The organism is Pseudomonas syringae pv. cilantro (assembly GCF_001293775.1).
In the GTDB taxonomy this organism is placed as follows: Bacteria; Pseudomonadota; Gammaproteobacteria; order Pseudomonadales; family Pseudomonadaceae; genus Aquipseudomonas; species Aquipseudomonas syringae_P.
In genome coordinates this window covers 23,671-49,544 of record NZ_LGLN01000056.1, presented here as the reverse complement: position 1 = coordinate 49,544, position 25,874 = coordinate 23,671, and the positions used below count along the sequence as shown (strand labels likewise).

Genomic DNA, 25,874 nt, shown 5'->3' with positions numbered 1-25,874 from the left:
ATCGACGCCACGTTGGCATCACGCAGAGGGTGCCTTTTTAGGAGGATTACCCTGTATAGGAATTATTGAAATTCCTATACATTCAATATGCCAGCGGTCATCGACATCTTTAGGGGGTTGAGAGCACATTAGACATAGGCTATTGCACCGATCTGTGATGAATAGCAGGTTGCTGTTGGCGCCCCGGCGATAAAGGACGCGTACCACATTGGTATCTGGGCTAACTGCAATCACATCGCCTGGGCGAACAACCTCCGGGTCCTTTGGACAATATAGGGCAATGGCACCTGGGCACGCTTCTCTTAGCGGCTCGTTGCGAAATAGAAACCCCCCGACAGGCAGCGTTAGAAGCTTCTCATGGTGGGTTTGAGGGGCGTCCACCATCCACAGAATCAAATCATCGAAATCGACTCTTCCCGCACAAGCGGCAGTGCCTTTTTCAATCAGTTCTTCAGGGGTGATAACCTTCAGCAGCTTTGGCACAGTGACGTTGCGGAGTTCAAATTGGGTATCCCTGCGGAGCATGATTACACTCTATATCCAGCAGAGGGCAAGCCCGCTACTGATCGTCGTGAGAGCCAAGACATCATTACCTTCTGAGTTTTGTCATTACCATTTTTTAGTTGATCAAACAGATAAATCAGCAACGCTGTGTTTTTTTCGCAAAAGGAGCTGAAACTACGATGTCCGATTGGGTCGCCCTGCCTTGCATACTGCTCAATAGGGTCTGCGCCGCAGTACGGGACCAGTGCACAATCGGAACATCCTGGAAGTGTCTCTGCGATTCCGGCGTTAATCAGCAGATCAATGACCGGTGAACGGAGTAATTCACCTAATGGCTGCCTTACGCTGCCCAATCTCAAACCGCTTTCGCCCATTTCAAGAAGCATTCGAGACTCGTCGGAGGGGTACACGTCACCATCGTAGTTGTAGACGAGGGTCCCCAGGCCAGCCCCCAATGGTGACCTAAGATCGACATAGCCTGACCCGAAGGGGGTGAGCACACTTGAGAGCAGGAGCGACATATACCCTTCAGCGAGAAAGGTGCCATCGGCATTAAGTGAAATAAGGTAGGCCATCGCTTTCTTGTAGAAGGCGATGAATTCACCCATGGTGTAGTCGAGCCGTTTTGCGGAGGTTTTAGCGAAACCATATGGGCTTAACGGGCGCAGCGAAATGCTTTTGAAACCTTGGGCAACATACTCATCGATTATCTCGAAAGGATGCTGAAGGCTTTTTACAGTGAGGGTTGTAAGTGCCGATACCGCGTCATGGCCAAGCTTTGCACGAGCCCTCTGTATCCCCTCAACAGTTCGCTCATACGAGTTTTTTCCTGGCGACGGCCGGTTCGAGTTGTGAAGAAAAGCTGGTCCATCCAACGAAGTCGAAAACTGGATTTGATGCTCTTGAGCAAAATTCAGAATTTCTTCGGTCAGATGATGCAGCGTGGTTGTAATGACGAACTGGATGCTTCGATTTTCCGACTCGTTTCGTTGCACGATGGACTCGACAATATGCTGGATGCGATCAAAAGCGAGTAGAGGTTCTCCTCCCTGAAATTCAATCGTCAACGTCGGTGAAGGTGACTCAAATACGCGATCAATAGCGTGGTACGCGTCTTCGGCAGACAGGTCGTGGCCCGAACCACTCAATGGAGCACGAGAGACCTGGCAGTACTGGCAGGTGTGATTACATCGAAGAGTAACGACGAAGATGTGCAGCGCGGGCCCATCAAAAATGAAGCTTTTACGGCTTCGATATTGAGCTGCAATCTCGGGGACTGGGTTGTGGCCAGCGGGCTCGTAAATAAAATGCCGAGCCAATAAGTCTTTGTAAAGCGCTGACTTTTCATTCAACTGCTTGCGCACAAGAGCATGCAGGTTGGACTCCGAAACAAACAGGTATTCACCGGTTTCGGCGGTGAGCAAAATATTCAGATCACTCCCATCCACCATGCGCATGAAGCGAAAGGGCAGGAGGCGGTAGGCAACGTCTTTTGCTATCAATTGAGCTCGCATGATCAGATGCCAGTCCCGCGAAGCGCAGCACTGGCAATGATCTCCCGTAGCCCTGAGGTCTCGCGCTGAATCTCCTCACGCAATGCAAAGTCGGTCAGGTGGCGTAAAACAAGCTCACGAGCAGCTTCAGCACTCAGCGCCGTATCATGACCGGCTAATACAGTCGGAACGATATACAGAGTCATATCAGCTTCTGAATGCTGAACGCTGATACACAGAGATGAGGCAAGGGCATAGGCGACGCGCTGGGCGACGCTTAGCGAGTAGGCGCCGCAGTTCAACGTGATAAATAAATCCCAGCTCATTTTGAGTCCATTCGGGCGGCTATATTTTGAAATGATGACCTGCATGCATGCGAAACGCCATCACATGTAACAAAATATTCAGCTTGCCCGACGGACTGTAACAATGGATCCGCGTGCGCAGAGCTAACTTCAGCACATCGATTCCGACATTCCTTGGATTATGAAGGTCGGGCCGGTAGCCTTGTTTTGGAAAAGGATCTTCATGAAGTCAAATGTAGATCACTAGTCAGCACTGCTTCTCGACACCGGACTTAAGGGCCTTATGCTTCGTGAGTAATGCAGCCGGGTATGTGAAGGGGCATGACCCACAGCCCCTGACCGGAAGCAGCTAGACACTATTAACCACGCGCAAAACAAAACATCAAACAAAAAACCGCTCCTTCAACGGCACCAGCGCGGCACCAATCGCCGCCGCATTCCCATTCGTCTCACTCAGTAATAACTGAGGACGCGGCGGTGGTGAGTTGTAGCGATGAGTGCCCCAGAAGGTCGTCGCGGCGATCAGGCGTCTGCCCAGTTCGGGTGGCATCTGACCGCCGAACACCACGGCCTGTGGGTCGAACAGCCCGGCCAGCGCATTGACCAATCGGTCAAGCGTTGGCTGGACGCGTTTCAGCCAGGTGTCTACGCCGGGCCAGTCGGGGTCGAAGCGCGCGCGCAGGTCTTCGATTGAATCCACCTGTACGCCGTTCTTGTGCAATTCATCCAGCAAAAAACGCATGGCCGGACGATTTATCGATTCTTCGTCGTTAAACAGGGTGATCTCGCCCGCGTTACCGTGGCTGCCGAAGTACGGTTTGCCGTTGATGACCACGCCTGCGCCGAACCCGAAGTTGAATGACAGGTAGATGAAGTTGCTGGCCCAGGCGCCGACGCCTACCAGGCTTTCGCCGATGGCTGCGGTGGTGGCGTTGTTTTCCAGCCAGACCGGCAGGCCGAAGCGTTCTTCGAGGACCGGCTGCAAGTCCATCAGCGACCAGTCACGCAGCGGCTCGGGCGCGTTGATCTGGCGGTTCTGCAGGAAAAAACCGGCAATGGCGAAGCCGATCCCGATGACCCGGTCTGCATCGATGCCATTGCGTTGCAGCATCTGTTCGATGGCGTTCTCCAGCGAATCCAGCGTGCTGTTGCGGCTCAACGGTGGCGTGCGCAGGGTGATCTGTTCCAGCACGTTGCAGCCCAGATCGGCAATGCACACCACTGCCGAGTCGGTGTTGATCGACACGCCGATGGCATACACGGCCTCGTTGACCAGTTCGATACGCGGGCTGGGCTGACCACGGCCGTTCTTCACGCGCTCGCCGCTGCGCAGCAGCCCGCGACTGATCAGCTCTTCGATCAGCCGATGAACCGACTGCTGGGCCAGATCCATTTCGGTGGAGACGGTGGCGCGCGTGATCGCGCCGCGCCGCCGAAGGATATCCAGCAGCTTGCGTTCGTTGAGGCTCAGTAGCGGGTGCGGCTGCGTCTGGAGATCAAGGGGCATGGAATCAACATGTCAGAGGAGGATTAAAACAGTCGGCGAGTGAAGCAGTGTATCGCCCGTCGTCGATTACACCTTTCAATCATGAAAATTTAATAAAAGCCCAACAGGTCACAAATACTACACACAACCTGTATTAACTAGCACTCAGTTTCTGTGAGTGCTCTCATGCGTGCGATCAATAAAATCCTGTCCGTGCTGGCTCTGCTGCCGCTTGCCGCCCAGACCCTCGCTGCGCCAGCCGAGTTCTGGTACAGCCACAGCGGCGCGGCGGCCGCTGCCATCGCCGATCTGTGCAAAAGCTTTAACGCCCAGCGTGAAGAAGGCGATCGTTTGCACTGCATCCGCCAGGGAACCTACGAACAGACCTTGCAGAAAACCGTGGCCGCCTATCGGGCAGGCATCGGCCCGGCACTGGTGGAGATTTACGACGTCGCCACGCCGGACATGTTGCAGGGCGGCGCTACACAGTCCGTCGAAACTTTGATGGCCGATCACCAGCGGGCCTATGCGGGCGACACTTTTTTGCCGGCGTTGCGTCGCTACTATGCGGACGATCATGGCGTGCTGGCGGCCCAGCCATTCGCCGCCTCAACGGCGGTGTTGTATACCCATCGAAACGCGCTGGCAGCAGCCGGTATCTATCAGCCGCCTGCGACCTGGGAAGCATTTGCCACGGCGCTGCGTGCGCTGAAGAAAAACGGGCATGCCTGCCCTGTCGTCACTCAATTCGCGCCGTGGATCTGGCTGGAACAAATCAGCGCTGCGCAGGGTACCGAGGTCGCGACGCGCGTTGACGGGACGGTCCGTTACCAGTTCGACAAGGGCCCGCACGCGCGCCTCATGAATGATCTTGCGCGATGGACTGCTGAAGGACTGGTTCGCTACGAGGATTCGACCCGCGGCGGTCAGCAGGCGCGGGCGTTCGCCACGGATGACTGCGCGATGCTGGTGGACTCGACTGGTGCGTGGAGTGTCATGCACGGCGAGCTGCAGTCGGACATCGACGTGACCCCGCTGCCGGTCTACGCCGGTACAGCACGCAGTTCCAATGTACCCGGCGGCTCGTCGCTGTGGGTGATGCGTGGGCATTCAGCGCGGGATTATCGGTTGGTCTCGGAGTTTCTGGCGTTCGTGCTGTTACCGGAAAACCAGCTGACTTTCAGCGCACGAACAGGCTACTTGCCGGTCACTCAAGCGGCTGCAACGACGCTGCAATCCAGTGCACACAGACCCTCTGCGGTGACGGCTGGCCTCGCGGCACTCAACGACATCGAGGGTCAGCCGTCCATGCCCTTGCGTTGCGGGTTCATCACGTTGATGCGCCTGATCTGGTTGCAAGAAATGGAAAACGCGCTGGCCGGCCGACAGAGCGTTGATCACGCCCTGCATCAGTCAACCCTGCGCGCCAACGAGCTGCTGAGCCTGTTTCAACAAATGCATCGCACACCCACCAGCACTCCATCCGACAAGGCGAAACCATGAAGCCCCGCGCGCACTTTCCCCAGCCGCGCATGGCGCTGCTGTTCGCCCTGCCGCAATTGCTGGCGCTCGGGCTGTTTTTCTACTGGCCTGCGGTCCAGGCGCTCTGGTGGTCGTTTCATCTGGTGCCGCCTTTTGGTGGCAATGAGGTATTTGTCGGCCTGAACAATTACTGGCGCGTGCTGAAGGACCCTGGCGTCCTAGCATCGCTGGGCTCGACGCTGGTGTTCAGCCTGTCGAGCGTGGTGCTTTCGATCCTCATCGCGCTGGTGCTTGCCTTGTGTCTTGAGCTGAAATTGCGTGGCAATGCGCTGTTTCGCAACCTGCTGATCTGGCCCTACGCGGTCTCGAGCGCCACCATCGGTATCGTCTTCCATGTGTTGGCCAATCCGGTGATGGGCATTTTTGCCTGGCTCAACGCGATAGCACCCGGTACCTGGGCGCCCTACGCTAATCCGATGCACAGCATGCTGCTGTTGATCGTGGCTTACGCGTGGTGCCTGGTGCCGTTCAACTTCGTGATGCTGGTCGCCAGCCTGAAGTCAGTGCCGGACGATTACCTCGCCGCCGCAGCGCTGGACGGCGCCGGTCCGTTGCGGCGCATGCTGGATATCCAGTTGCCGCTGATCGCGCCGTATCTGCTGTTCGTGTTCGTTATCGGCTTGCTGGAAAGCCTGTCCAACAGTTTCGGCCTGGTCGACACCCTGACGCACGGCGGGCCGGGGGATACCACCAACGTGTTGGCTTACAAAATCTACACCGACGGTTTCATGGGGCTGGACCTGGCGGGCTCGTCGACGCTTTCGGTGCTCATGCTGCTGGCGGTCGTGGTGCTGAGCGTCGTCCAGTTCAAACTCATGTCGCACTTCAAGCGCCGTGGGGTGAAAGCATGATCGAGCACAATCGGCTGTTCAACGCGGGCGCCTATCTGCTGCTGACGCTGGGCCTGATATTCGCGTTGGGGCCGCTGTATATGGCGGTCTGCTCGGCAACGGTCAGCAACTCGCAGCTATTCAGCCAAGGCCTCGCGATGATTCCCGGTGACCAGTTGCTGGCGAACCTGCAACAGGTCACTCGACGGCTGGACCTGTTGCGCTTGCTGGGCAACAGCCTGCTGGTCGCCACCCTGGTCGTAATCGGCAAACTGACGCTTTCGGCATTGACCGCCTTCGCGGTGGTGTACTTTCGCAGCCGTTTCACCTCGGTGATTTTCTTCGCTGTGCTGGGTGCGCTGTTGCTGCCGCTGGAAGTGCGCATTATCCCGACCTACGCCGTGGCCAGCGATCTGTTCGGCCCTGTACGCACCGTTCTACAATGGCTGGGCATTCAGTGGCTTCCGATACCCACGATCAATCTGCTCGACAGCTACCCCGGCCTTGCCCTGCCGCTGATTGCCTCGGCCACCGGCACGTTTCTGTTTCGACAGTTTTACCAGACCCTGCCCGCCGAACTGGTCGAAGCGGCGCGCATGGATGGCGCCGGACCGTGGCGCTTTTTCGTTGATATTTTGCTGCCTTTGTCCAAGACCAACTTCGCAGCGCTCGGCACGCTGGTGTTCATCGGTGCCTGGAAAGACTACCTGTGGCCGTTGGTTGCGACCAATCGCGAGGGCATGCGCACGCTGGTGCTGGGTGTCGCGACCTTCCTGCCAACCGACGCCACACAAATCCCCGAATGGAACCTGCTGATGACCGCCGCCGTGGTCAGCATGCTGCCCCCTGTCCTCGTCATTGCATTCATGCAGCGATGGTTCGTCAAAGGCCTGATTGGAGTCGGTAAATGACCTCGCTCACCCCCATTGCCTGCGCCCCGCATATCGTCCTCAAAGGCCTGCACAAAAGTTACGGTGCCGGGCAGATCCTTCACGGGCTCGACCTGACGTTCAAGGCCGGCGAACTGAGTGTCATCCTTGGCCCGTCCGGCTGCGGCAAGTCGACATTACTGCGCTTGGTAGCCGGTCTGGAAGACGTCAGCGAGGGGCAAGTACTGATGGGCGGTCGGGATGTGACCCTGCTGCCACCCAAAGAACGCGGCTGCGCCATGGTGTTCCAGAATTACGCGCTCTACCCGCACATGAGCGTGGCCGAAAACATCGGTTACGCACTCAAGCTGGCCGGAGTTTCCCGCAAGGATCGAGCGCAACGCATTCAGGCGTGCGCAACATCGCTGGGGCTGGAAGATCTGCTGCAACGCAAGCCCGGCGAGCTGTCGGGTGGTCAGCGCCAGCGGGTCGCCATTGGCCGCGCGCTGATTCGCAAGCCGCCGGTGCTGCTGTTCGATGAGCCGCTGTGCAATCTGGACAGCGCCTTGCGTCATGAGATGCGTTTGTTGATCCGTAACCTCCATCAGCAGACCGGCGCCACGATTCTCTATGTCACCCACGATCAGACCGAAGCCATGACACTCGCTGACCGAGTGATGATTCTCAATAAAGGGCACGTCGAACAGGTGGGTACGCCCGCTGATATTTATGCGCAACCGGCCAGCACCTTTGTTGCCGGTTTTATCGGCACACCGCCGATGAACCTGCTGCCTGTGCATTGCCTGGACGACAAGGTGCTGATGCTCGCAGATGGACAGCGCCTGCCGGTCAAGCTTGGCATTGCCTCCAACCGGGCAGGCAAATGGTTGATCGGGCTGCGGCCTGAAGCCTTGACGCTGAACCAGGAGGGCATGACGGCCATCGTGGAGTCCGCAGAAAACCTGGGCAGCCACAGTCTGCTGTATTGCCAACTGGCCGGAACGCGCTGCGTGGTCAGCCTCGCCGGACGCCAGCACCTGACGCCAGGCACCCAGGTTCGACTGGCAATCGGTTCCACCCCCCTGTTGTTCGATATCGAGACCGGCCAACGCCAACTCGCCTCTTTTTCCCAACCCGCCAAGTGACCGTCCATGTCAAAACAATCGCCTCTCGTCCGCTCGCCGCTGATCGCTCATCGCGGCGCCAAGGCCTATGTGCCGGAAAACACCCTGCTGGCCCTCGAAAAAGCTGCCGAATACGGCGCCGAGTGGGTCGAGATCGATGTGAAACTGACTCGCGACGGCAAACCGGTGGTCATTCATGACGACCTGCTGGACCGAACCAGCAACGGGCGCGGCGCGGTGGTGCTGCATGATCTGGATGCCATTCGCAAACTGGACGCGGGCAGTTGGTTCGCACCAGAATTCGCGGGCCTGCAGATCCCCACGTTCGAAGAAATCGTGGCCTGCGCCTTGCGCCTGAACCTTGGCCTGCAAGTGGAACTCAAGCCAACCACCGGCGACGATGTGGAGACCGCGGAGGTCGTCATGCCGATCCTCAAGCGACTGTGGCCGACCGACAACGACCAGTTATTTGTCTCCAGTTTTTCGGTACGCTCACTCACCGCCGCGCGCCGGTTGTGGGCCGAGGTGCCACTGGCAATCGCCTCTGTCGTCACGCCTGCTGACCCGGCCGCCCTGCTCGCCGAATATGATTGCCGGATCCTTCATGTACTTGACGACATGCTCGATGACCATCACCTTGGTCGCCTGAAAAGTAGCGGCATCGAATTCGCCGTCGCTACCATCAACAGCCCGAAACGCGCGCGTTACCTGCTTGAACACGGCGCGCAATCGATTCTCAGCGATTACCCGGACCTGTTGAACATGCCAAATGGAGGCTGCCTACAATGAACGATCGACTCAGCGTCGCCATGCAAGCCGTAGAAAATGCCACCGGCCTGGCCATGGCTTACTTCAACGACCGACACACGCTCGACGTCACCACCAAAAATCCGCAAGACCTCGTCTCCCGTGCCGACTTTGAAGTGGAACAACTGCTCCGCGCCGAACTGAGCAAACACTTCCCCGACGACGCCATTCTCGGCGAAGAAATGGGTGGCGGATTCATCACCGACGGCTGGGTCATCGACCCTATCGACGGCACCGGCAACTACCTGCGCGGCACCCCGCTGTGGGGCATCGCCGTGGCCTACATGTCGGCCGGCGTGCCAGAAATCGGCGTCGTCGCCTACCCGGCCCTGGGCTACACACTGGCCGCCCGCACCGGCGATGGCTTGCTGCGCAATGGCGTCCCTTTCGTCCGCCCGCAACCGCCAGAGCACCTGCGCATTGCTGGCGTGGGCGAAAACACCCGCTGGGACGCCGAAGCGCTGGGCAGGCTGCAATTGAACCTCCGCCAACAAGGCTGGGGCCTGGCCGGCTACCGCTGCGCCACCATCGGCCTGGCCTTCGCCGCACTGGGGCAGACCGACGGGTACATGGAGAAATTCACCAGCCTGTGGGACATCGCCGCAGGCGCAGTGATTTGCCGGGAAGCCGGCTTGTTGTGCGAGATTGAAGGCGAACAGAAGCAAGGCTCGATGACAGTAATGGTCGGGGGTGAGGAACTGATGGGGATTTTTGCGGGGTGATATCGCCCTGAATGATACGTGTCCCGGGTTCAAGGTAAACACAGGCAGGGATTGCCCCTGTCTTTTGAAGCTATCGATTGATCGAATTTGTTTTGAAGCGTCGCCTCACTACCGGTGGCGCAGTCGAACCGCCGAAGCGGGGAACGACGCGCTGCGCCTGTACGTCAGACCTGTATCGACTCACTGAAAGGTACAGCGAAATGGACAAGACGATCACCGTAGACCAACTGGCCACCACTGACCTCAGATCAATCAACGAGATATGGCTCGGCGGGACCCATACCCAGTTATGCCTGTGGCGTGGCGAACAAGTTTTCACCCACGACATGCTCAGCGAAGGCACCCACGATCAGAATGTCCGGCGCTTGTGCTTGCAGCTGGTCAACCCTGACGATCAGGCCGCAGTGGCCAGCGTCGAGGTGATCGTGCGCGAGCGACTGGAAAGGATGGGGAGCGAGGGCGAGTTTTACCCGGCAGAGAATGTGGATACTCATCAGTAAGCAGGTGTAAAAAACCTCTTTTCTTTACAGCGAAGAGGGGGTCGCTAAAGCCGCTACGCGGAAGACTACCAGTGCTTTCGCCTCACTATTAAAGGCAGGCATAAACCTTCTGGCGCCTTTCGCGAAGCGTTACTCAATGGACCATACTCGTTGGAATGTTCCAACTCAATTGTCGGTGAAAGTTAGCCCAAGACGCCTTTGGCAGCTGCGCCTCTATCTCGGCCAGCAAACCTTGGATCAACCCCGCAGCCATTCAAACGGGTGTAACGCAAAAGCCCCACGTTTCTTTACAAAAACGTGGGGCTTTCAAGAGAAACCTTACAAAAAAGTCTAAGGTGACCGCTAGAACGGAATATCATCGTCAAAGCTATCAAAATCAGCAGCAGGCTGCGGCGCCTGTTGTTGCGGCGCTGGACGGGAGTCGCGCTGTTGTGGCGGCTGCTGGTTGTAGTTCTGCTGAGGGGCAGACTGCTGCGGCGCCGACTGTTGTGGGCGCGACTGCTGTGGACGAGGTGCGGACTGGTTGTAGTTGCCGCCACCGCCCTGACCTTGTTGAGCGTCACCCTGTGGACGGCCGCCCAGCAGTTGCATGGTGCCTTGCATGTCCACGACGATTTCCGTGGTGTAGCGCTTGATACCGTCCTTTTCCCATTCGCGGGTTTGCAGCTTGCCCTCGATGTAGACCTGCGACCCCTTGCGCAGGTATTCGCCGGCGATTTCAGCGACCTTGCCGAACAGCGACACGCGGTGCCATTCGGTCTTCTCGATCTTCTGCCCGCTCTGCTTGTCAGTCCACTGCTCACTGGTGGCCAGACTCAGGTTGGTCACGGCGTTACCGTTAGGCAAGTAGCGAACTTCGGGATCCTGGCCGCATGTACCGACCAATATGACTTTGTTAACCCCACGGGCCATAACGTTCTCCTAGGCTTCGCACGCTTCTGATGCTGGATTGACCAGCTTTTCGAGAGAGGCACGATCCAATAATTTTGTGTCGAGTTTTATGTAGATGGCCGCCTCTTCGGCAACCACCACTGCATCTGTCACGCCTGCTACGGACATCAAACGCTCTGCCAGGCCTGCTTCACGCTGCGCCTGCGGCGACAACGGCAGACGAAGGCTGGTCACGTAAGGCGGTTCGCGCATGGTCACTGCGAAGGCGAGCCAGACGGCGGCCATGGCTGCACCGCCAAGGAACACCACATCGAGCCCACCGTGCTGGAACAACCAGCCGCCCAGTATCCCACCTGCGGCCGAACCAAGAAACTGGCTGGTAGAATATACCCCCATCGCCGTGCCTTTTCCGCCGGCCGGTGAAACCTTGCTGATCAGCGACGGCAAGGACGCTTCCAGCAAATTAAATGCCGTGAAGAATACCACTGTTCCGATGACCAGTGCCCGCAACGTGTCTCCGAATGCCCAGAAGAATAGCTCAGCCAGCATCAAAACGGTGACGGCGCCAAGCAGAACGCGCTTCATTTGACGCTTCTTCTCGCCATAGATGATGAACGGGATCATCGCGAAGAAGGAAATCAGCAAAGCGGTCAAGTAGACCCACCAGTGTTCTTCCTTGGGCAAACCGGCTTTTTCGACCAGCGCCAGTGGCAATGCCACGAAGCTGGACATGAGCATCGCATGCAACACGAAGATACCCAAATCCAGACGCAGCAGGTCCGGGTGCCGCAAGGTTGCCCCCAGCGCCTGTTTGGCGACGCCGGACTCCCGATGCAGCAACGGGCCGTTGGCCTTGGGCACCACGAAGGCGACGATCAGGATACCCAGCAGCGCCATGCCGCCGGTTGCCAGAAACAGGCCAGACAGCCCAAACGCGCCGGTGATCACCGGGCCGATGACCATGGCGACGGCGAACGACAGGCCAATGGTCATGCCGATCATGGCCATCGCTTTGGTGCGATGTTGTTCTCGGGTCAGGTCGGAGAGCAGGGCCATGACCGCGGCGGAAATAGCCCCGGCACCTTGCAGGACGCGGCCGGCGATGATGCCCCAGATCGAGTCCGCGTTGGCGGCCACTACGCTGCCGATAGCAAAGATGATCAGCCCGAAATAAATGATCGGTCGCCGGCCGATCCGGTCGGAAAGTATTCCGAACGGGATCTGCAACACCGCCTGTGTCAGGCCATAGGCGCCGATTGCCAGGCCAATCAGTGCAGGGCTCGCGCCAGCCAGGTCCATGCCATAGGTTGCCAGAACCGGCAAAACCATGAACATGCCAAGCATGCGGAACGCGAACACCAAGGCCAGACCGCCTGCTGCGCGGGTCTCGCCGCTACTCATACGCTCGCTGTGGGTATCGTGCATGGAATAACCTCGTGTGAACCGGCGGCGATTCTACCAGTCCCATCGTTGTACAGCACATACGCGACGCTTTGCCGCGTAATGGCTCGGAGCCTTATACTCCGTCGTTTATGCCCGCCAAGCGAGGCCGCAGTGGACAAGATCCTGATACGTGGGGCACGAACCCACAACCTGAAAAATATTGACCTGACACTTCCCCGCGACAAACTGATCGTTATTACCGGGCTCTCCGGCTCAGGCAAGTCTTCGCTGGCTTTCGATACGCTGTACGCCGAAGGGCAACGCCGCTACGTCGAATCGCTGTCGGCCTATGCCCGGCAGTTCCTGTCGATGATGGAAAAACCGGACGTCGACACGATTGAAGGTCTGTCGCCTGCGATTTCCATCGAGCAGAAGTCTACGTCGCATAACCCGCGCTCGACCGTGGGCACGATCACCGAAATTTACGACTACCTGCGCCTTCTGTACGCGCGGGTTGGGCAGCCACGTTGCCCGGATCACGATATTCCGCTGGAAGCCCAGACCGTCAGCCAGATGGTTGATCTGGTGCTGACCCAGCCTGAAGGCAGCAAATTGATGCTGCTGGCTCCAGTCATTCGTGAGCGCAAAGGTGAGCACCTTTCGGTTTTCGAAGAGCTGCGTGCCCAGGGCTTCGTCCGGGCGCGGGTCAACGGCAAGCTGTGTGAGCTGGATGAGCTGCCGAAGCTGGACAAGCAGAAGAAACATTCCATCGATGTGGTGGTGGACCGCTTCAAGGTTCGCGCAGACCTGCAACAGCGTCTGGCTGAATCTTTTGAAACCGCGTTGAAGCTGGCAGATGGCATTGCCCTGGTCGCGCCGATGGACGACGAGCCGGGCGAGGAAGTGATTTTCTCCGCGCGCTTCGCGTGTCCGATCTGCGGCCATGCGATCAGCGAGCTGGAGCCGAAGCTGTTCTCCTTCAACAACCCGGCCGGTGCATGCCCGACCTGCGACGGCCTGGGCTTGAAACAGTTCTTCGATATCAAGCGGCTGGTGAATGCCGAACTGACGCTGGCCGAGGGCGCGATACGAGGCTGGGACAGGCGTAACGTCTATTACTTCCAGATGCTTGGCTCGCTGTCCAAGCACTACGGCTTCAGTCTTGAAGTGCCGTTCAAAGAGCTGGGCGCCGACATGCAGAAGATCCTGCTCAACGGCAGCGGCTCGCAGAATGTCGACTTCCGCTATCTGAATGACCGCGGCGATATCGTCAAGCGCGCGCACCCGTTCGAAGGCATCGTGCCGAACCTGGAACGTCGCTATCGGGAAACCGAATCGGCAACCGTGCGCGAGGAGCTGGCCAAGTTTCTCGGTACACAGCCCTGCCCTGACTGCCGCGGCACTCGCCTGCGTCGCGAGGCGCGTCATGTGTGGGTGGGTGAAAAGACCTTGCCTGCGGTGACCAATCTGCCGATTGGCGATGCAACGCAGTATTTCGACACACTGAAGCTGACCGGGCGGCGCGGTGAAATTGCCGACAAGATCCTCAAGGAAATTCGTGAGCGCCTGCAATTCCTGGTGAACGTCGGCCTGGACTACCTGACCCTGGATCGCAGTGCGGACACCCTTTCTGGCGGCGAAGCCCAGCGGATTCGTCTGGCCAGCCAGATTGGTGCGGGTCTGGTCGGGGTGATGTACATCCTCGACGAACCGTCGATTGGCCTGCACCAGCGCGATAACGATCGTCTGCTGGGCACCCTCAAGCACCTGCGCGATATCGGCAATACGGTGATTGTGGTCGAGCACGACGAGGATGCGATTCGTCTGGCCGACTATGTGGTCGACATCGGCCCGGGTGCCGGCGTGCATGGCGGCCATATCGTCGCAGAAGGTACCCCGGACGAGGTGATGGCGCACCCAGACTCGCTGACGGGCAAATACCTGTCAGGCCGCGTGAAGATCGCCGTGCCGGCCAAGCGTACACCGCGTAACAAAAAGCTCTCGCTAACCCTCAAGGGCGCACGTGGCAATAACTTGCAGAACGTGAACCTTGAGATACCGATCGGTTTGCTGACGTGTGTGACGGGGGTTTCCGGGTCGGGCAAGTCGACGCTGATCAACAACACCCTGTTCCCGCTCAGCGCCACAGCACTTAACGGCGCAACGACGCTTGAGGCTGCGACTCACGACAGCATCAACGGCCTGCAGCATCTGGACAAGGTCGTGGACATCGATCAGAGCCCGATCGGTCGTACGCCACGTTCCAACCCGGCGACGTACACCGGGCTGTTCACGCCGATCCGCGAACTGTTCGCCGGCGTGCCGGAATCCCGCTCGCGGGGCTACGGGCCGGGCCGGTTTTCGTTCAACGTCAAGGGTGGGCGCTGCGAAGCATGCCAGGGCGACGGTCTGATCAAGGTCGAGATGCATTTTCTGCCGGACATCTACGTGCCGTGCGATGTATGCAAGAGCAAGCGTTACAACCGCGAGACGCTTGAGGTCAAGTACAAGGGCAAGAACATCCACGAAGTGCTGGAGATGACCATCGAGGAAGCCCGCGAGTTCTTCGACGCCGTTCCCGCCTTGGCGCGCAAGCTGCAGACCCTGATGGATGTGGGGCTTTCCTATATCAAGCTGGGCCAGTCGGCGACGACGTTGTCGGGGGGTGAGGCGCAGCGGGTCAAGTTGTCGCGCGAGCTGTCCAAGCGTGATACCGGCAAGACGCTGTACATCCTCGACGAACCGACTACCGGCCTGCATTTCGCCGATATTCAGCAATTGCTGGATGTTCTGCATCGTCTGCGCGACCACGGCAACACGGTGGTTGTGATTGAGCACAACCTGGATGTGATCAAGACTGCGGACTGGCTGGTTGATCTTGGGCCGGAAGGCGGGTCGAGGGGTGGACAGATCATTGCGACGGGCACACCTGAACAGGTCGCCGAGATGAAGCAGTCTTACACCGGGCATTACCTCAAGCCGCTGTTGATCAGAGACAAGGCATAACTGATGCGTTGAAAACGGGCTTGGCTTTGGCCAAGCCCACCAGATACAAAAAAGCTCCTGTCACGTACGTGCAGGAGCTTTTTTGTGAGCGCTGAATCAGAACTGCGATTGCAGGTAGTTCTGCAGACCGATGGATTTGATCAGCCCCATTTGCTGTTCCAGCCAATAGGTGTGGTCTTCTTCCGTGTCGGCCAACTGCACGCACAGTATCTCGCGGGTCACATAGTCACCGTGCAGCTCGCACAGCGCGATACCCTTGCACAGGGCGGCACGGACTTTGTATTCGAGACGAAGATCACTGGCGAGCATCTCAGGCACCGTGGTGCCGACGTCCAGGTCATCCGGACGCATACGTGGCGTGCCTTCCAGCATCAGGATGCGGCGCATCAGCGCATCAGCGTGTTGCGCCTCTTCTTCCATCTCGTGGTTGATACGCTCATAGAGCTTGGAAAAGCCCCAGTCTTCGTACATGCGCGAGTGAACGAAATATTGGTCACGAGCAGCCAATTCGCCCGTGAGCAACGTGTTGAGATAATCGATTACTTCCGGGTGGCCTTGCATCGCAACAGACTCCTGCTTCAAAGACGTTAGTTTGAACCAAGCGATGCGTAAGGTCACTGGAAAAAACGCAATAAACAGACAAAAAGCATCGATATTACGCCGTTAAGAAGCGAAAAACCGCCCAAATGAGGGCGGTTCTGTTTCTCACTTCGAGTCAGCCCGATATTTCAACGTATGCTGATTGATACCTGGTTTGGCCTGCTTGAATCGTGGAAAACAAAAAACCGGGCCTGGGCCCGGTTTGATGTTCAAACTGATGTCTTATTCAGCGGCTTCTACAGAGCCACCAATAGGACGATCAACCAACTCGACGTACGCCATAGGCGCGTTGTCGCCAGCGCGGAAACCGCACTTGAGGATACGCAGGTAGCCGCCCTGACGGGTTGCATAGCGTTTGCCCAGATCGTTGAACAGTTTGCCGACGATTTCTTTCGAACGAGTACGGTCGAAAGCCAGACGACGGTTGGCAACACTGTCTTCCTTGGCCAGGGTGATCAGCGGCTCGGCAACGCGGCGCAGTTCCTTGGCTTTCGGCAGGGTAGTTTTGATCAGCTCGTGCTCGAACAGCGACACCGCCATGTTTTGAAACATGGCTTTGCGGTGAGAGCTGGTACGGCTCAGGTGACGTCCACTTTTACGATGACGCATGGTTCATTCCTTACCAAACTCGCGTTCGGTGATTACGACGATCAGGCCGTAGCCTTGTCGTCCTTCTTAAGACTTGCCGGCGGCCAGTTGTCGAGGCGCATGCCGAGGGACAGACCACGAGAAGCCAGAACGTCCTTGATCTCGGTCAAGGATTTCTTGCCCAGGTTCGGAGTCTTCAACAACTCTACTTCGGTGCGCTGAATCAGGTCGCCGATGTAGTAGATGTTCTCCGCCTTAAGGCAGTTGGCCGAACGCACGGTCAGTTCCAAATCGTCAACCGGACGAAGCAGGATCGGATCGATCTCGTCTTCCTGTTCGATTACCACTGGTTCGCTGTCGCCTTTGAGATCCACGAACGCAGCCAACTGCTGTTGCAGGATGGTTGCAGCGCGACGGATTGCCTCTTCAGGGTCCAGAGTACCGTTGGTTTCCAGATCAATAACCAGCTTGTCCAGGTTAGTACGCTGCTCGACACGGGCGTTTTCCACCACGTATGCGATACGGCGAACCGGGCTGAACGAAGAGTCGAGCTGCAAGCGACCAATGCTGCGGCTTTCGTCTTCATCGCTTTGACGCGAGTCTGCCGGCTCATAACCACGACCACGAGCTACGGTGAGCTTCATGTTCAAGGCGCCGTTAGACGCCAGGTTAGCGATTACGTGATCGGGGTTAACGATCTCGACATCATGATCCAGCTGAATATCGGCAGCGGTAACCACCCCCGAACCCTTCTTCGACAAGGTCAGCGTAACTTCGTCTCGACCGTGCAGCTTGATAGCCAGACCTTTAAGGTTCAACAGGATTTCAATGACGTCTTCCTGTACACCTTCGATGGCGCTGTACTCATGGAGCACACCGTCAATCTCGGCCTCGACTACTGCACAGCCGGGCATGGAGGACAACAAAATGCGGCGAAGCGCGTTGCCCAGGGTATGGCCGAAACCACGCTCGAGAGGCTCGAGAGTGATCTTGGCGCGGGTTGGACTGACAACCTGCACATCAATGTGGCGGGGTGTCAGGAACTCATTTACCGAAATCTGCATGGATGCACCTATTTTCTAGCCCTTACTTGGAGTAGAGCTCGACAATCAGGCTTTCGTTGATGTCGGCGGACAGATCACTGCGAGCTGGTACGTTCTTGAAAACGCCCGATTTCTTCTCAGTGTCTACTTCTACCCATTCTACGCGGCCACGTTGGGCACACAGATCGAGAGCCTGGACAATACGCAGCTGGTTCTTAGCTTTTTCGCGGATAGCAACAACGTCGCCAGCACGAACCTGATAAGAAGGAACGTTAACGGTTTTGCCGTTTACGCTAACCGACTTGTGCGAAACCAATTGACGGGATTCTGCACGAGTGGAGCCGAAGCCCATACGGTATACAACGTTGTCCAGACGGCATTCGAGCAGTTGCAGCAGGTTCTCGCCTGTTGCACCTTTCTTGCCGGCGGCTTCTTTGTAGTAGCCGCTGAACTGACGCTCGAGAACGCCGTAGATACGACGGACTTTTTGCTTTTCACGCAGCTGAGTACCGTAATCGGACTGGCGACCGCGGCGTTGGCCGTGGATACCCGGAGCTGCTTCGATGTTGCACTTGGATTCGATAGCGCGAACGCCGCTCTTCAAAAAGAGATCGGTGCCTTCACGACGAGCAAGTTTGCATTTTGGACCAATGTAACGAGCCATTTCTTACAGTCTCCTGGATTACACGCGGCGCTTCTTCGGCGGACGGCACCCGTTGTGCGGGATTGGCGTCACGTCGGTGATGCTGGCGATCTTATAGCCACAGCCGTTCAATGCACGGACAGCGGATTCACGACCTGGGCCTGGACCCTTGACATTGACGTCGAGGTTCTTCAGACCGTACTCCAGCGCAGCTTGACCAGCACGCTCAGCAGCTACTTGAGCAGCGAACGGGGTGGACTTGCGAGAACCACGGAAACCCGAACCGCCGGAGGTAGCCCAAGAAAGCGCGTTACCTTGACGATCGGTGATGGTGACGATTGTGTTGTTAAACGACGCGTGGATGTGGGCGATGCCATCAACCACTGTCTTTTTAACTTTTTTACGAGGACGAGCAGCAGGTTTTGCCATGACTAAATTCCTGTCGTTGCGCTGGAGCGATTACTTGCGGATCGGCTTACGCGGACCTTTGCGAGTACGCGCGTTGGTCTTGGTACGCTGACCGCGCACTGGAAGACCACGACGATGACGCAGACCGCGGTAGCAGCCCAAGTCCATCAAGCGCTTGATTTTCATGTTGATTTCGCGACGCAGGTCACCTTCAGTGGTGAACTTCGCCACTTCGCCACGCAGCTGTTCAATCTGCTCGTCGCTCAGATCTTTGATTTTCACCGCCGGGTTAACCCCGGTGGTTGCACAAATTTTCTGTGCAGTGGTGCGACCAACACCATAGATGTAGGTCAGCGAGATAACAGTATGCTTGTTATCTGGAATGTTAACGCCTGCAATACGGGCCATTCAGTGGGACTCCAATTGACAGCTACCTACGCCCCGGAAGCCAAGAAATAGGGCGCGAGATAATATCGCTGTAGTAACAAATAATCAACCCAGCAGCGCACTAGCTGCTGGGCTTAAGCACAAATCACAATCAGCCTTGGCGCTGCTTATGACGTGGTTCCGCACTGCAAATTACTCGAACAACACCTTCGCGGCGAATAATCTTGCAGTTACGGCACAGCTTTTTCACCGATGCACGAACTTTCATCACCAACTCCTCGAACCTTAGGGGTGCTTCAGCGCAGCATACCGCCGCTGCCACCGTAGCCCTTCAGGTTGGCTTTCTTCATCAGGGATTCATACTGGTGCGAAACGAGGTGCGATTGTACTTGCGACATAAAGTCCATCACAACCACGACCACGATCAGCAACGAGGTCCCGCCAAGGTAGAACGGTACGTTTGCCGCGACCACCAGAAACTGGGGAAGCAAACACACGGCCGTCATATATAGAGCACCGAACATGGTCAAGCGAGTCAAAACGCCATCAATGTAGCGCGCCGACTGCTCACCTGGACGAATACCCGGAATAAAGGCACCGGACTTCTTCAGGTTTTCCGCTACGTCTTTCGGATTGAACATCAACGCCGTATAGAAGAAGCAGAAGAAAATAATCCCTGCACTAAACAGCAGAATATTCAACGGCTGACCAGGAGCGATCGACTGCGAGATGTCCTGCAACCAGCCCAGACCTTCAGACTGACCGAACCAGGACCCCAACGAAGCCGGGAACAGCAAAATGCTGCTTGCAAAAATGGCCGGAATTACACCTGCCATGTTCACTTTCAGCGGCAAGTGGCTGGTCTGCGCAGCGAAGACCTTACGGCCCTGCTGACGCTTGGCGTAGTGAACAGCAATACGACGCTGACCACGCTCAATGAACACCACGAAACCGATGATCGCTACTGCCAGCAATCCGATTGCGACCAGAGCGAAGATATTGATATCACCCTGACGTGCAGACTCGAAAGACTGCCCTATCGCTCTCGGAAGACCGGCGACGATACCTGCGAAAATCAACATCGAGATACCGTTGCCGACACCGCGCTCGGTAATCTGCTCGCCCAGCCACATCATGAACATCGCACCAGCCACGAAGGTGGTAACGGCCACAAAGTGGAAACCCAGGTCTCCAGAAAACGCGACGCCCTGACTGGCCAAGCCAACGGACATGCCGATAGCTTGAACCAATGCCAGGACAACGGTGCCGTAGCGGGTGTACTGGCTAATCTTGCGACGGCCAGCTTCACCTTCCTTCTTCAACTGCTCCAGCTGTGGGCTGACGGCGGTCATCAGTTGCATGATGATCGATGCCGAAATGTACGGCATGATCCCCAACGCAAAGATGCTCATCCGCTCCAGCGCACCGCCGGAAAACATGTTGAACAAGCTAAGAATGGTCCCCTCATTCTGTCGAAACAGTTCTGCGAGTCGGTCCGGGTTGATACCTGGAACCGGGATGTGTGCGCCTATTCGGTAGACGATAATCGCCAGGAACAGAAAACGCAGACGAGCCCAGAGTTCAGACATACCGCCTTTGCCGAGCGCAGAGAGAGCACCTTGCTTAGCCATTTATTCCTCGAACTTGCCGCCAGCTGCTTCGATAGCCGCACGCGCACCTTTGGTGGCGGCGATACCCTTGATAGTGACAGCGCGAGTAACTTCGCCCGACAGCATGATTTTCACACGCTGTACGTTCTGGTTAATCACGTTGGCATCCTTCAGGGACTGCACAGTTACGATGTCGCCTTCCACTTTAGCCAGCTCGGACAAACGCACTTCTGCGCGATCCATGGCCTTCAGTGAAACGAAACCGAATTTTGGCAGGCGACGATGCAGCGGTTGTTGGCCGCCCTCAAAGCCCGGAGCAATAGTGCCACCGGAGCGGGAGCTTTGACCTTTGTGGCCACGGCCACCAGTCTTACCCAAACCGCTACCGATACCACGGCCCGGACGATGCTTTTCACGACGGGAACCCGGCGCTGGACTCAGATCATTGAGTTTCATCGATTAACCCTCGACTCGCAGCATGTAGTAAGCCTTGTTGATCATCCCGCGATTCTCGGGAGTATCCAGGACTTCTACAGTGTGACCGATGCGACGCAGACCCAAACCCTTAATGCACAATCTGTGATTAGGGATGCGGCCGGTCATGCTTTTGATCAGCGTTACTTTAACGGTAGCCATGATCAGATGATCTCCTCAACACGCTTGCCACGTTTGGCAGCGATCGACTCAGGAGACTGCATGCCCTTCAAACCCTTGAACGTAGCATGAACCACGTTTACCGGGTTAGTCGAACCGTAGCACTTGGCCAATACGTTCTGGACACCAGCAACTTCCAGCACTGCGCGCATTGCGCCGCCAGCGATGATACCGGTACCTTCGGAAGCAGGCTGCATGTACACCTTGGAGGCGCCATGAGCAGACTTCATTGCGTACTGCAGCGTCGTACCGTTCAGATCAACCTGAATCATGTTGCGGCGAGCAGCTTCCATCGCTTTCTGGATCGCAGCAGGCACTTCACGTGACTTGCCACGGCCGAAGCCAACGCGCCCTTTACCATCACCCACTACGGTCAACGCAGTGAAAGTGAAGATACGGCCGCCTTTTACGGTTTTAGCCACGCGGTTAACTTGAACCAGTTTCTCGATGTAGCCTTCGTCGCGTTTTTGGTCGTGATTTGACATAACTTAGAACTCCAGCCCGCCTTCACGAGCAGCATCAGCCAGCGCTTTGACACGGCCGTGGTACTTGAAGCCAGAACGGTCGAAAGCGACTTGCGATACACCCGCGGCTTTCGCGCGCTCGGCGACCAGCTTGCCAACCTTAGTGGCCGCGTCGATGTTGCCAGTGGCGCCATCACGCAGTTCTTTGTCCAAAGTCGAGGCGCTTGCCAGGACTTTGCTGCCGTCGGCCGAAATGACCTGGGCATAAATGTGCTGCGAAGAGCGGTGCACGCAGAGACGCACGACTTCCAGCTCGTGCATTTTCAGGCGTGCTTTGCGAGCGCGACGCAGTCGGGTAACTTTTTTGACGGTCATTTGCTATGCCCTACTTCTTCTTGGCTTCTTTACGGCGGACGACTTCGTCCGCGTAACGCACACCTTTGCCTTTGTAAGGCTCAGGACGGCGGAAGTCGCGGATCTCAGCGGCCACTTGACCAACCAACTGCTTATCGATACCGCGAATCAGGATATCGGTCTGGCTGGGGGTCTCAGCGGTGATGCCATTCGGCAATTCGTAGTCCACCGGGTGCGAGAAGCCAAGTGCAAGGTTCAATACCGTGCCTTTTGCTTGCGCCTTGTAACCAACACCGACCAGCTGGAGCTTACGCTCGAAGCCTTGGCTTACGCCCTGGACCATATTGTTTACCAGTGCACGAGTGGTGCCTGCCATTGCGCGGGTTTGTTGATCGCCATTGCGAGCAGCGAAACGCAGCTCACCAGCTTCTTCAACAATCTCAACGGACGAATGGATGTTCAGTTCTAGAGTGCCCTTGGCACCCTTCACCGAAAGCAGCTGTCCGACGAGTTTGACTTCGACGCCGGATGGCAACTTAACGGGGTTCTTAGCTACGCGTGACATGCTTATCCCCCCTTAGAACACAGTGCAAAGCACTTCGCCACCGACACCGGCAGCGCGCGCAGCACGATCCGTCATCACACCTTTACTGGTGGAGACGATAGACACACCAAGACCGCCACGAACTTTCGGCAGATCATCGGAGGACTTGTACTGACGCAAGCCTGGGCGGCTGACGCGCTTAACCTCTTCAATGACCGGACGGCCTTCGAAGTACTTAAGCTCGATGGACAGCGAGGATTTAACTTCGCTGCTGATCTGATAACCCGCAATGTAGCCTTCGTCCTTCAGGACTTTTGCTACAGCAACCTTCAACGTGGAAGATGGCATGCTGACGACGGGCTTTTCAGCCATCTGGGCATTACGGATACGAGTTAGCATGTCCGCTAACGGGTCCTGCATACTCATGGGCTAGACGCTCCTAAACAAAATAATTAGCCTTGCGGCTACAGCTTGATCGCCGAGAACTTCCGGGCAAGTAAAAACACGGGCTCAGGCGAGCCGGCAATTCTAGTCCTACCCCAGAAATGAATCAAGCCCCAAAAGGGGCTTGATTCAAATTCAGGCTTCATACCGACCAGTGACTTGCGTGACCGGCCGGAAAGAAACGAGAGGTGCGCCTTACCAGCTGGCTTTGACCAGACCTGGAACGTCGCCACGCATAGCTGCTTCACGCAGCTTGTTACGGCCGAGGCCGAATTTGCGATAGACGCCGTGTGGACGACCAGTGATGCGGCAACGGTTACGCATGCGCGCAGCGCTTGCGTCACGTGGTTGCTTCTGCAGGGCTACGGTAGCTTCCCAACGCGCTTCTGGACTTGCGTTCAGATCGACGATGATAGCTTTCAGCTCTGCACGCTTCTTGGCGTACTTGGCAACAGTGAGCTGACGCTTCAGCTCACGGTTTTTCATGCTCATCTTGGCCATTGTCCTACTCCAATCAGTTGCGGAACGGGAATTTGAAAGCACGCAGCAATGCGCGACCTTCATCATCGTTCTTGGCAGTGGTGGTCAGGGTGATGTCCAGACCGCGAAGAGCATCGATCTTGTCGTAGTCAATTTCCGGGAAAATGATCTGCTCTTTGACGCCCATGCTGTAGTTACCACGACCATCGAAGGACTTGGCATTCAGGCCGCGGAAGTCGCGAACCCGAGGCAGGGAGATCGACAGCAGACGATCCAGGAACTCGTACATACGATCGCGGCGCAGGGTCACTTTGACGCCGATCGGCCAACCTTCACGGACTTTAAAGCCAGCGATGGATTTCCGAGCGTAAGTCACAACGACCTTTTGACCGGTGATCTTTTCCAGGTCAGCAACAGCGTGCTCGATGACTTTTTTGTCGCCGATCGCTTCGCCCAGACCCATGTTCAGGGTGATTTTGGTAACGCGCGGAACTTCCATCACGTTCGAAAGCTTAAGTTCTTCCTTAAGTTTCGGAGCGATTTCCTTCCGGTAAATCTCTTTTAGTCGTGCCATGGTCTTCTACCTAGCAGTGTTCAAGCATCAACCGCTTTTTGGGTCGACTTGAAGACACGAATTTTCTTGCCGTCTTCAACTTTGAAACCAACGCGGTCAGCCTTGTTGGTTGCGCCGTTGAAAATGGCGACGTTGGAAGCGTGCAGTGGCGCTTCTTTCTCGACGATACCGCCCTGTACGCCCGACATCGGGTTTGGCTTGGTATGACGCTTCACCAGGTTGATCCCACCAACGACCAAACGGTCGTCAGCGAGAACCTTGAGCACCTTACCGCGCTTACCTTTGTCTTTGCCGGCGATCACGATGATCTCGTCGTCACGACGAATCTTTTGCATGTCGGATCTCCTTAAAGCACTTCAGGGGCGAGCGAGACGATCTTCATGAACTTCTCAGTACGAAGTTCACGGGTCACTGGCCCAAAAATACGGGTACCGATCGGCTCTTGCTTGTTGTTCAACAGAACAGCAGCGTTGCCATCAAAGCGGATGATGGAGCCGTCTGCACGGCGAACACCGTGGCGAGTGCGGACTACAACTGCAGTCATCACTTGGCCTTTTTTCACCTTGCCGCGCGGAATTGCTTCCTTGACGGTCACTTTGATGATGTCACCGATACCAGCGTAACGACGATGGGAGCCACCCAGCACCTTGATGCACATAACGCGGCGAGCGCCGCTGTTATCGGCCACATCGAGCATGGATTGAGTCTGAATCATATAATTTCTCCGACCCCTAGTCCTTAGACTTCCACAGCGCGTTCGAGGATATCAACCAACGCCCAAGACTTAGTCTTGGCTACCGGACGAGTTTCACGAATAGTGACCTTGTCGCCGATATGGCATTGGTTGGTTTCGTCGTGCGCGTGCAGCTTAGTCGAACGCTTAACGTATTTACCGTAGATTGGGTGCTTTACGCGACGCTCAATCAGAACGGTGATGGTCTTGTCCATCTTGTCGCTGACAACACGGCCAGTCAGCGTACGGACAGTTTTTTCGGCTTCAGCCATGATTACTTACCTGCCTGCTGGTTGAGCACAGTTTTCACGCGAGCGATGTCACGCTTAACTTGCGAGAGCAGATGAGACTGCCCCAACTGGCCAGTTGCCTTCTGCATACGCAGATTGAACTGGTCGCGCAGCAGGCCGAGCAGTTGCTCGTTCAGCTGCTGTGCTGATTTTTCACGAAGTTCATTCGCTTTCATCACATCACCGTCCGCTTAACAAAGGAGGTGGCGAGCGGCAGCTTTGCAGCAGCCAGGGCGAAAGCCTCACGCGCCAGCTCTTCAGTAACACCCTCGATTTCATACAGGACTTTGCCTGGCTGAATCTGGGCAACCCAGTACTCCACGTTACCCTTACCTTTACCCATCCGAACTTCGAGTGGCTTCTTGGTGACAGGCTTGTCCGGGAATACACGGATCCAGATCTTGCCGCCACGTTTAACGTGACGGGTCAGAGCACGACGCGCTGACTCGATCTGACGAGCGGTGAGACGACCACGAGCTACAGACTTCAGCGCGAACTCGCCGAAGCTGACTTTGCTACCGCGCAGTGCCAGACCACGGTTGTGGCCGGTCATCTGCTTGCGGAACTTCGTACGCTTTGGTTGCAACATTTGGCGT

The 25,874-nt window shown here is 56.8% G+C and carries 34 protein-coding genes; 8 read left to right on the top strand and 26 right to left on the bottom strand.

Features of this window, described 5'->3' with window-relative positions; genetic code table 11:
- Nucleotides 1–527: 527 nt before the first annotated feature.
- From hxsB to ABJ99_RS13950, 3 genes are all read right to left on the bottom strand, one after another.
- Nucleotides 528–2,018: a His-Xaa-Ser system radical SAM maturase HxsB gene (gene hxsB, locus ABJ99_RS13960; protein ID WP_054086309.1), complete on the bottom strand. Its 1,491-nt coding sequence runs from the start codon at nt 2,016–2,018 to the stop codon at nt 528–530.
- Nucleotides 2,019–2,020: 2 nt separating this feature from the next.
- Nucleotides 2,021–2,368, bottom strand: coding sequence for a His-Xaa-Ser system protein HxsD (locus ABJ99_RS13955; protein WP_230081027.1), 348 nt, complete (start codon nt 2,366–2,368; stop codon nt 2,021–2,023).
- A gap of 316 nt (nt 2,369–2,684) precedes the next feature.
- Nucleotides 2,685–3,809 carry an ROK family transcriptional regulator gene (locus tag ABJ99_RS13950; protein WP_054086308.1) on the bottom strand — a complete coding sequence of 375 codons (1,125 nt, stop codon included), beginning with the start codon at nt 3,807–3,809 and terminating at the stop codon, nt 2,685–2,687.
- Nucleotides 3,810–3,974: 165 nt separating this feature from the next.
- On the opposite strand from ABJ99_RS13950, the gene ABJ99_RS13945 reads away from it, so the two are divergent.
- From ABJ99_RS13945 to ABJ99_RS13915, 7 genes are all read left to right on the top strand, one after another.
- Nucleotides 3,975–5,291, top strand: coding sequence for an extracellular solute-binding protein (locus tag ABJ99_RS13945; RefSeq protein ID WP_054086307.1), 1,317 nt, complete (start codon nt 3,975–3,977; stop codon nt 5,289–5,291).
- On the top strand, nt 5,288–6,181 hold the full coding sequence (locus tag ABJ99_RS13940; protein WP_054086306.1) for a carbohydrate ABC transporter permease: 894 nt from the start codon (nt 5,288–5,290) through the stop codon (nt 6,179–6,181). Before ABJ99_RS13945 ends, ABJ99_RS13940 begins: the two co-directional genes overlap by 4 nt.
- Nucleotides 6,178–7,071, top strand: a complete 894-nt coding sequence (locus ABJ99_RS13935) for an ABC transporter permease subunit (protein ID WP_054086305.1) — start codon at nt 6,178–6,180, stop codon at nt 7,069–7,071. Before ABJ99_RS13940 ends, ABJ99_RS13935 begins: the two co-directional genes overlap by 4 nt.
- Nucleotides 7,068–8,174: an ABC transporter ATP-binding protein gene (locus ABJ99_RS13930; protein ID WP_054086304.1), complete on the top strand. Its 1,107-nt coding sequence runs from the start codon at nt 7,068–7,070 to the stop codon at nt 8,172–8,174. The genes ABJ99_RS13935 and ABJ99_RS13930 overlap by 4 nt, the downstream gene beginning before the upstream one ends.
- 6 nt (nt 8,175–8,180) lie before the next feature.
- Nucleotides 8,181–8,942, top strand: a complete 762-nt coding sequence (locus tag ABJ99_RS13925) for a glycerophosphoryl diester phosphodiesterase (protein ID WP_054086303.1) — start codon at nt 8,181–8,183, stop codon at nt 8,940–8,942.
- Nucleotides 8,939–9,682, top strand: coding sequence for an inositol monophosphatase family protein (locus ABJ99_RS13920; RefSeq protein ID WP_054086302.1), 744 nt, complete (start codon nt 8,939–8,941; stop codon nt 9,680–9,682). Before ABJ99_RS13925 ends, ABJ99_RS13920 begins: the two co-directional genes overlap by 4 nt.
- Nucleotides 9,683–9,882: 200 nt before the next feature.
- Nucleotides 9,883–10,182 carry a hypothetical protein gene (locus ABJ99_RS13915; RefSeq protein WP_054086301.1) on the top strand — a complete coding sequence of 100 codons (300 nt, stop codon included), beginning with the start codon at nt 9,883–9,885 and terminating at the stop codon, nt 10,180–10,182.
- A gap of 342 nt (nt 10,183–10,524) precedes the next feature.
- Here ABJ99_RS13915 and ABJ99_RS13910 read toward each other — a convergent pair whose 3' ends face one another.
- Complete coding sequence (locus ABJ99_RS13910) at nt 10,525–11,094, bottom strand: single-stranded DNA-binding protein (protein ID WP_054086300.1); 570 nt, start codon at nt 11,092–11,094, stop codon at nt 10,525–10,527.
- A 9-nt stretch (nt 11,095–11,103) separates the two neighbouring features.
- Complete coding sequence (locus ABJ99_RS13905; protein WP_054086299.1) at nt 11,104–12,498, bottom strand: MFS transporter; 1,395 nt, start codon at nt 12,496–12,498, stop codon at nt 11,104–11,106.
- Between the two features lie 129 nt (nt 12,499–12,627).
- On the opposite strand from ABJ99_RS13905, the gene uvrA reads away from it, so the two are divergent.
- On the top strand, nt 12,628–15,462 hold the full coding sequence (uvrA, locus tag ABJ99_RS13900) for an excinuclease ABC subunit UvrA (protein WP_054086298.1): 2,835 nt from the start codon (nt 12,628–12,630) through the stop codon (nt 15,460–15,462).
- 96 nt (nt 15,463–15,558) lie between these two features.
- Here the strand turns inward: uvrA and bfr are convergent, their stop codons facing one another.
- The 21 genes from bfr to rplP all read right to left on the bottom strand — a co-directional run bounded on the left by bfr (nt 15,559) and on the right by rplP (nt 25,867).
- Nucleotides 15,559–16,023: a bacterioferritin gene (gene bfr, locus ABJ99_RS13895; RefSeq protein WP_054086297.1), complete on the bottom strand. Its 465-nt coding sequence runs from the start codon at nt 16,021–16,023 to the stop codon at nt 15,559–15,561.
- A gap of 261 nt (nt 16,024–16,284) precedes the next feature.
- Nucleotides 16,285–16,671 carry a 50S ribosomal protein L17 gene (rplQ, locus tag ABJ99_RS13890; protein WP_003317096.1) on the bottom strand — a complete coding sequence of 129 codons (387 nt, stop codon included), beginning with the start codon at nt 16,669–16,671 and terminating at the stop codon, nt 16,285–16,287.
- A gap of 41 nt (nt 16,672–16,712) precedes the next feature.
- On the bottom strand, nt 16,713–17,714 hold the full coding sequence (locus tag ABJ99_RS13885) for a DNA-directed RNA polymerase subunit alpha (RefSeq protein WP_003176403.1): 1,002 nt from the start codon (nt 17,712–17,714) through the stop codon (nt 16,713–16,715).
- A 22-nt stretch (nt 17,715–17,736) separates the two neighbouring features.
- Nucleotides 17,737–18,357 (bottom strand): 30S ribosomal protein S4, encoded by a 621-nt coding sequence (gene rpsD, locus ABJ99_RS13880; protein ID WP_002555465.1) that lies wholly within the window; start codon nt 18,355–18,357, stop codon nt 17,737–17,739.
- Nucleotides 18,358–18,375: 18 nt separating this feature from the next.
- Nucleotides 18,376–18,765, bottom strand: coding sequence for a 30S ribosomal protein S11 (rpsK, locus tag ABJ99_RS13875; RefSeq protein ID WP_002555466.1), 390 nt, complete (start codon nt 18,763–18,765; stop codon nt 18,376–18,378).
- Between the two features lie 30 nt (nt 18,766–18,795).
- Nucleotides 18,796–19,152 (bottom strand): 30S ribosomal protein S13, encoded by a 357-nt coding sequence (gene rpsM, locus ABJ99_RS13870; protein WP_002555467.1) that lies wholly within the window; start codon nt 19,150–19,152, stop codon nt 18,796–18,798.
- 130 nt (nt 19,153–19,282) lie between these two features.
- Complete coding sequence (rpmJ, locus tag ABJ99_RS27120; RefSeq protein ID WP_002555468.1) at nt 19,283–19,399, bottom strand: 50S ribosomal protein L36; 117 nt, start codon at nt 19,397–19,399, stop codon at nt 19,283–19,285.
- A 28-nt stretch (nt 19,400–19,427) separates the two neighbouring features.
- A complete protein-coding gene (gene secY, locus ABJ99_RS13865) occupies nt 19,428–20,762 on the bottom strand; it encodes a preprotein translocase subunit SecY (protein ID WP_002555469.1) in 1,335 nt (444 codons plus the stop codon).
- Complete coding sequence (gene rplO / locus ABJ99_RS13860) at nt 20,763–21,197, bottom strand: 50S ribosomal protein L15 (protein WP_002555470.1); 435 nt, start codon at nt 21,195–21,197, stop codon at nt 20,763–20,765. It lies immediately after the preceding gene.
- 3 nt (nt 21,198–21,200) lie between these two features.
- On the bottom strand, nt 21,201–21,377 hold the full coding sequence (rpmD, locus tag ABJ99_RS13855) for a 50S ribosomal protein L30 (protein ID WP_002555471.1): 177 nt from the start codon (nt 21,375–21,377) through the stop codon (nt 21,201–21,203).
- 2 nt (nt 21,378–21,379) lie between these two features.
- Complete coding sequence (gene rpsE / locus ABJ99_RS13850; protein WP_003317099.1) at nt 21,380–21,880, bottom strand: 30S ribosomal protein S5; 501 nt, start codon at nt 21,878–21,880, stop codon at nt 21,380–21,382.
- Nucleotides 21,881–21,883: 3 nt separating this feature from the next.
- Nucleotides 21,884–22,234: a 50S ribosomal protein L18 gene (gene rplR, locus ABJ99_RS13845; protein WP_002555473.1), complete on the bottom strand. Its 351-nt coding sequence runs from the start codon at nt 22,232–22,234 to the stop codon at nt 21,884–21,886.
- Between the two features lie 10 nt (nt 22,235–22,244).
- The gene (gene rplF / locus ABJ99_RS13840) at nt 22,245–22,778 is read right to left on the bottom strand and encodes a 50S ribosomal protein L6 (protein ID WP_002555474.1); all 534 of its coding nucleotides are present in this window, start codon (nt 22,776–22,778) and stop codon (nt 22,245–22,247) included.
- A gap of 12 nt (nt 22,779–22,790) precedes the next feature.
- Nucleotides 22,791–23,183 (bottom strand): 30S ribosomal protein S8, encoded by a 393-nt coding sequence (gene rpsH, locus ABJ99_RS13835; protein WP_002555475.1) that lies wholly within the window; start codon nt 23,181–23,183, stop codon nt 22,791–22,793.
- Nucleotides 23,184–23,396: 213 nt separating this feature from the next.
- Complete coding sequence (gene rpsN, locus ABJ99_RS13830; protein ID WP_003400428.1) at nt 23,397–23,702, bottom strand: 30S ribosomal protein S14; 306 nt, start codon at nt 23,700–23,702, stop codon at nt 23,397–23,399.
- Nucleotides 23,703–23,715: 13 nt separating this feature from the next.
- Nucleotides 23,716–24,255 carry a 50S ribosomal protein L5 gene (gene rplE / locus ABJ99_RS13825; RefSeq protein ID WP_002555477.1) on the bottom strand — a complete coding sequence of 180 codons (540 nt, stop codon included), beginning with the start codon at nt 24,253–24,255 and terminating at the stop codon, nt 23,716–23,718.
- A 20-nt stretch (nt 24,256–24,275) separates the two neighbouring features.
- Nucleotides 24,276–24,590 (bottom strand): 50S ribosomal protein L24, encoded by a 315-nt coding sequence (rplX, locus tag ABJ99_RS13820; RefSeq protein ID WP_002555478.1) that lies wholly within the window; start codon nt 24,588–24,590, stop codon nt 24,276–24,278.
- A gap of 11 nt (nt 24,591–24,601) precedes the next feature.
- Nucleotides 24,602–24,970 (bottom strand): 50S ribosomal protein L14, encoded by a 369-nt coding sequence (gene rplN, locus ABJ99_RS13815; RefSeq protein ID WP_002555479.1) that lies wholly within the window; start codon nt 24,968–24,970, stop codon nt 24,602–24,604.
- Between the two features lie 23 nt (nt 24,971–24,993).
- Nucleotides 24,994–25,260, bottom strand: coding sequence for a 30S ribosomal protein S17 (rpsQ, locus tag ABJ99_RS13810; protein WP_002555480.1), 267 nt, complete (start codon nt 25,258–25,260; stop codon nt 24,994–24,996).
- A gap of 2 nt (nt 25,261–25,262) precedes the next feature.
- Nucleotides 25,263–25,454 carry a 50S ribosomal protein L29 gene (gene rpmC / locus ABJ99_RS13805; protein ID WP_002555481.1) on the bottom strand — a complete coding sequence of 64 codons (192 nt, stop codon included), beginning with the start codon at nt 25,452–25,454 and terminating at the stop codon, nt 25,263–25,265.
- Nucleotides 25,454–25,867, bottom strand: coding sequence for a 50S ribosomal protein L16 (gene rplP / locus ABJ99_RS13800; RefSeq protein WP_002555482.1), 414 nt, complete (start codon nt 25,865–25,867; stop codon nt 25,454–25,456). The genes rpmC and rplP overlap by 1 nt, the downstream gene beginning before the upstream one ends.
- Nucleotides 25,868–25,874 lie beyond the last annotated feature (7 nt).

Coding starts and splice junctions, on each gene's coding strand:
- rplO (WP_002555470.1), bottom strand. CDS start 21,197: ATGAAACTCAATGATCTGAGTCCAGCGCCGGGTTCCCGTCGTGAAAAG.
- ABJ99_RS13915 (WP_054086301.1), top strand. CDS start 9,883: ATGGACAAGACGATCACCGTAGACCAACTGGCCACCACTGACCTCAGA.
- rplQ (WP_003317096.1), bottom strand. CDS start 16,671: ATGCGTCATCGTAAAAGTGGACGTCACCTGAGCCGTACCAGCTCTCAC.
- ABJ99_RS13935 (WP_054086305.1), top strand. CDS start 6,178: ATGATCGAGCACAATCGGCTGTTCAACGCGGGCGCCTATCTGCTGCTG.
- rpmJ (WP_002555468.1), bottom strand. CDS start 19,399: ATGAAAGTTCGTGCATCGGTGAAAAAGCTGTGCCGTAACTGCAAGATT.
- ABJ99_RS13940 (WP_054086306.1), top strand. CDS start 5,288: ATGAAGCCCCGCGCGCACTTTCCCCAGCCGCGCATGGCGCTGCTGTTC.
- rplN (WP_002555479.1), bottom strand. CDS start 24,970: ATGATTCAGACTCAATCCATGCTCGATGTGGCCGATAACAGCGGCGCT.
- rpsE (WP_003317099.1), bottom strand. CDS start 21,880: ATGTCAAATCACGACCAAAAACGCGACGAAGGCTACATCGAGAAACTG.
- ABJ99_RS13930 (WP_054086304.1), top strand. CDS start 7,068: ATGACCTCGCTCACCCCCATTGCCTGCGCCCCGCATATCGTCCTCAAA.
- rpsN (WP_003400428.1), bottom strand. CDS start 23,702: ATGGCCAAGATGAGCATGAAAAACCGTGAGCTGAAGCGTCAGCTCACT.
- rplE (WP_002555477.1), bottom strand. CDS start 24,255: ATGGCACGACTAAAAGAGATTTACCGGAAGGAAATCGCTCCGAAACTT.
- ABJ99_RS13955 (WP_230081027.1), bottom strand. CDS start 2,368: ATGCAGGTCATCATTTCAAAATATAGCCGCCCGAATGGACTCAAAATG.
- rpsH (WP_002555475.1), bottom strand. CDS start 23,183: ATGAGTATGCAGGACCCGTTAGCGGACATGCTAACTCGTATCCGTAAT.
- rpsM (WP_002555467.1), bottom strand. CDS start 19,152: ATGGCCCGTATTGCAGGCGTTAACATTCCAGATAACAAGCATACTGTT.
- rplR (WP_002555473.1), bottom strand. CDS start 22,234: ATGACCGTCAAAAAAGTTACCCGACTGCGTCGCGCTCGCAAAGCACGC.
- rplF (WP_002555474.1), bottom strand. CDS start 22,778: ATGTCACGCGTAGCTAAGAACCCCGTTAAGTTGCCATCCGGCGTCGAA.
- ABJ99_RS13925 (WP_054086303.1), top strand. CDS start 8,181: ATGTCAAAACAATCGCCTCTCGTCCGCTCGCCGCTGATCGCTCATCGC.
- rpsQ (WP_002555480.1), bottom strand. CDS start 25,260: ATGGCTGAAGCCGAAAAAACTGTCCGTACGCTGACTGGCCGTGTTGTC.
- ABJ99_RS13905 (WP_054086299.1), bottom strand. CDS start 12,498: ATGCACGATACCCACAGCGAGCGTATGAGTAGCGGCGAGACCCGCGCA.
- secY (WP_002555469.1), bottom strand. CDS start 20,762: ATGGCTAAGCAAGGTGCTCTCTCTGCGCTCGGCAAAGGCGGTATGTCT.
- ABJ99_RS13945 (WP_054086307.1), top strand. CDS start 3,975: ATGCGTGCGATCAATAAAATCCTGTCCGTGCTGGCTCTGCTGCCGCTT.
- hxsB (WP_054086309.1), bottom strand. CDS start 2,018: ATGCGAGCTCAATTGATAGCAAAAGACGTTGCCTACCGCCTCCTGCCC.
- ABJ99_RS13885 (WP_003176403.1), bottom strand. CDS start 17,714: ATGCAGATTTCGGTAAATGAGTTCCTGACACCCCGCCACATTGATGTG.
- bfr (WP_054086297.1), bottom strand. CDS start 16,023: ATGCAAGGCCACCCGGAAGTAATCGATTATCTCAACACGTTGCTCACG.
- ABJ99_RS13920 (WP_054086302.1), top strand. CDS start 8,939: ATGAACGATCGACTCAGCGTCGCCATGCAAGCCGTAGAAAATGCCACC.
- rpmC (WP_002555481.1), bottom strand. CDS start 25,454: ATGAAAGCGAATGAACTTCGTGAAAAATCAGCACAGCAGCTGAACGAG.
- rpmD (WP_002555471.1), bottom strand. CDS start 21,377: ATGGCTACCGTTAAAGTAACGCTGATCAAAAGCATGACCGGCCGCATC.
- ABJ99_RS13950 (WP_054086308.1), bottom strand. CDS start 3,809: ATGCCCCTTGATCTCCAGACGCAGCCGCACCCGCTACTGAGCCTCAAC.
- rplX (WP_002555478.1), bottom strand. CDS start 24,590: ATGCAAAAGATTCGTCGTGACGACGAGATCATCGTGATCGCCGGCAAA.
- rpsK (WP_002555466.1), bottom strand. CDS start 18,765: ATGGCAAAACCTGCTGCTCGTCCTCGTAAAAAAGTTAAAAAGACAGTG.
- rpsD (WP_002555465.1), bottom strand. CDS start 18,357: ATGGCTCGTTACATTGGTCCAAAATGCAAACTTGCTCGTCGTGAAGGC.
- ABJ99_RS13910 (WP_054086300.1), bottom strand. CDS start 11,094: ATGGCCCGTGGGGTTAACAAAGTCATATTGGTCGGTACATGCGGCCAG.
- rplP (WP_002555482.1), bottom strand. CDS start 25,867: ATGTTGCAACCAAAGCGTACGAAGTTCCGCAAGCAGATGACCGGCCAC.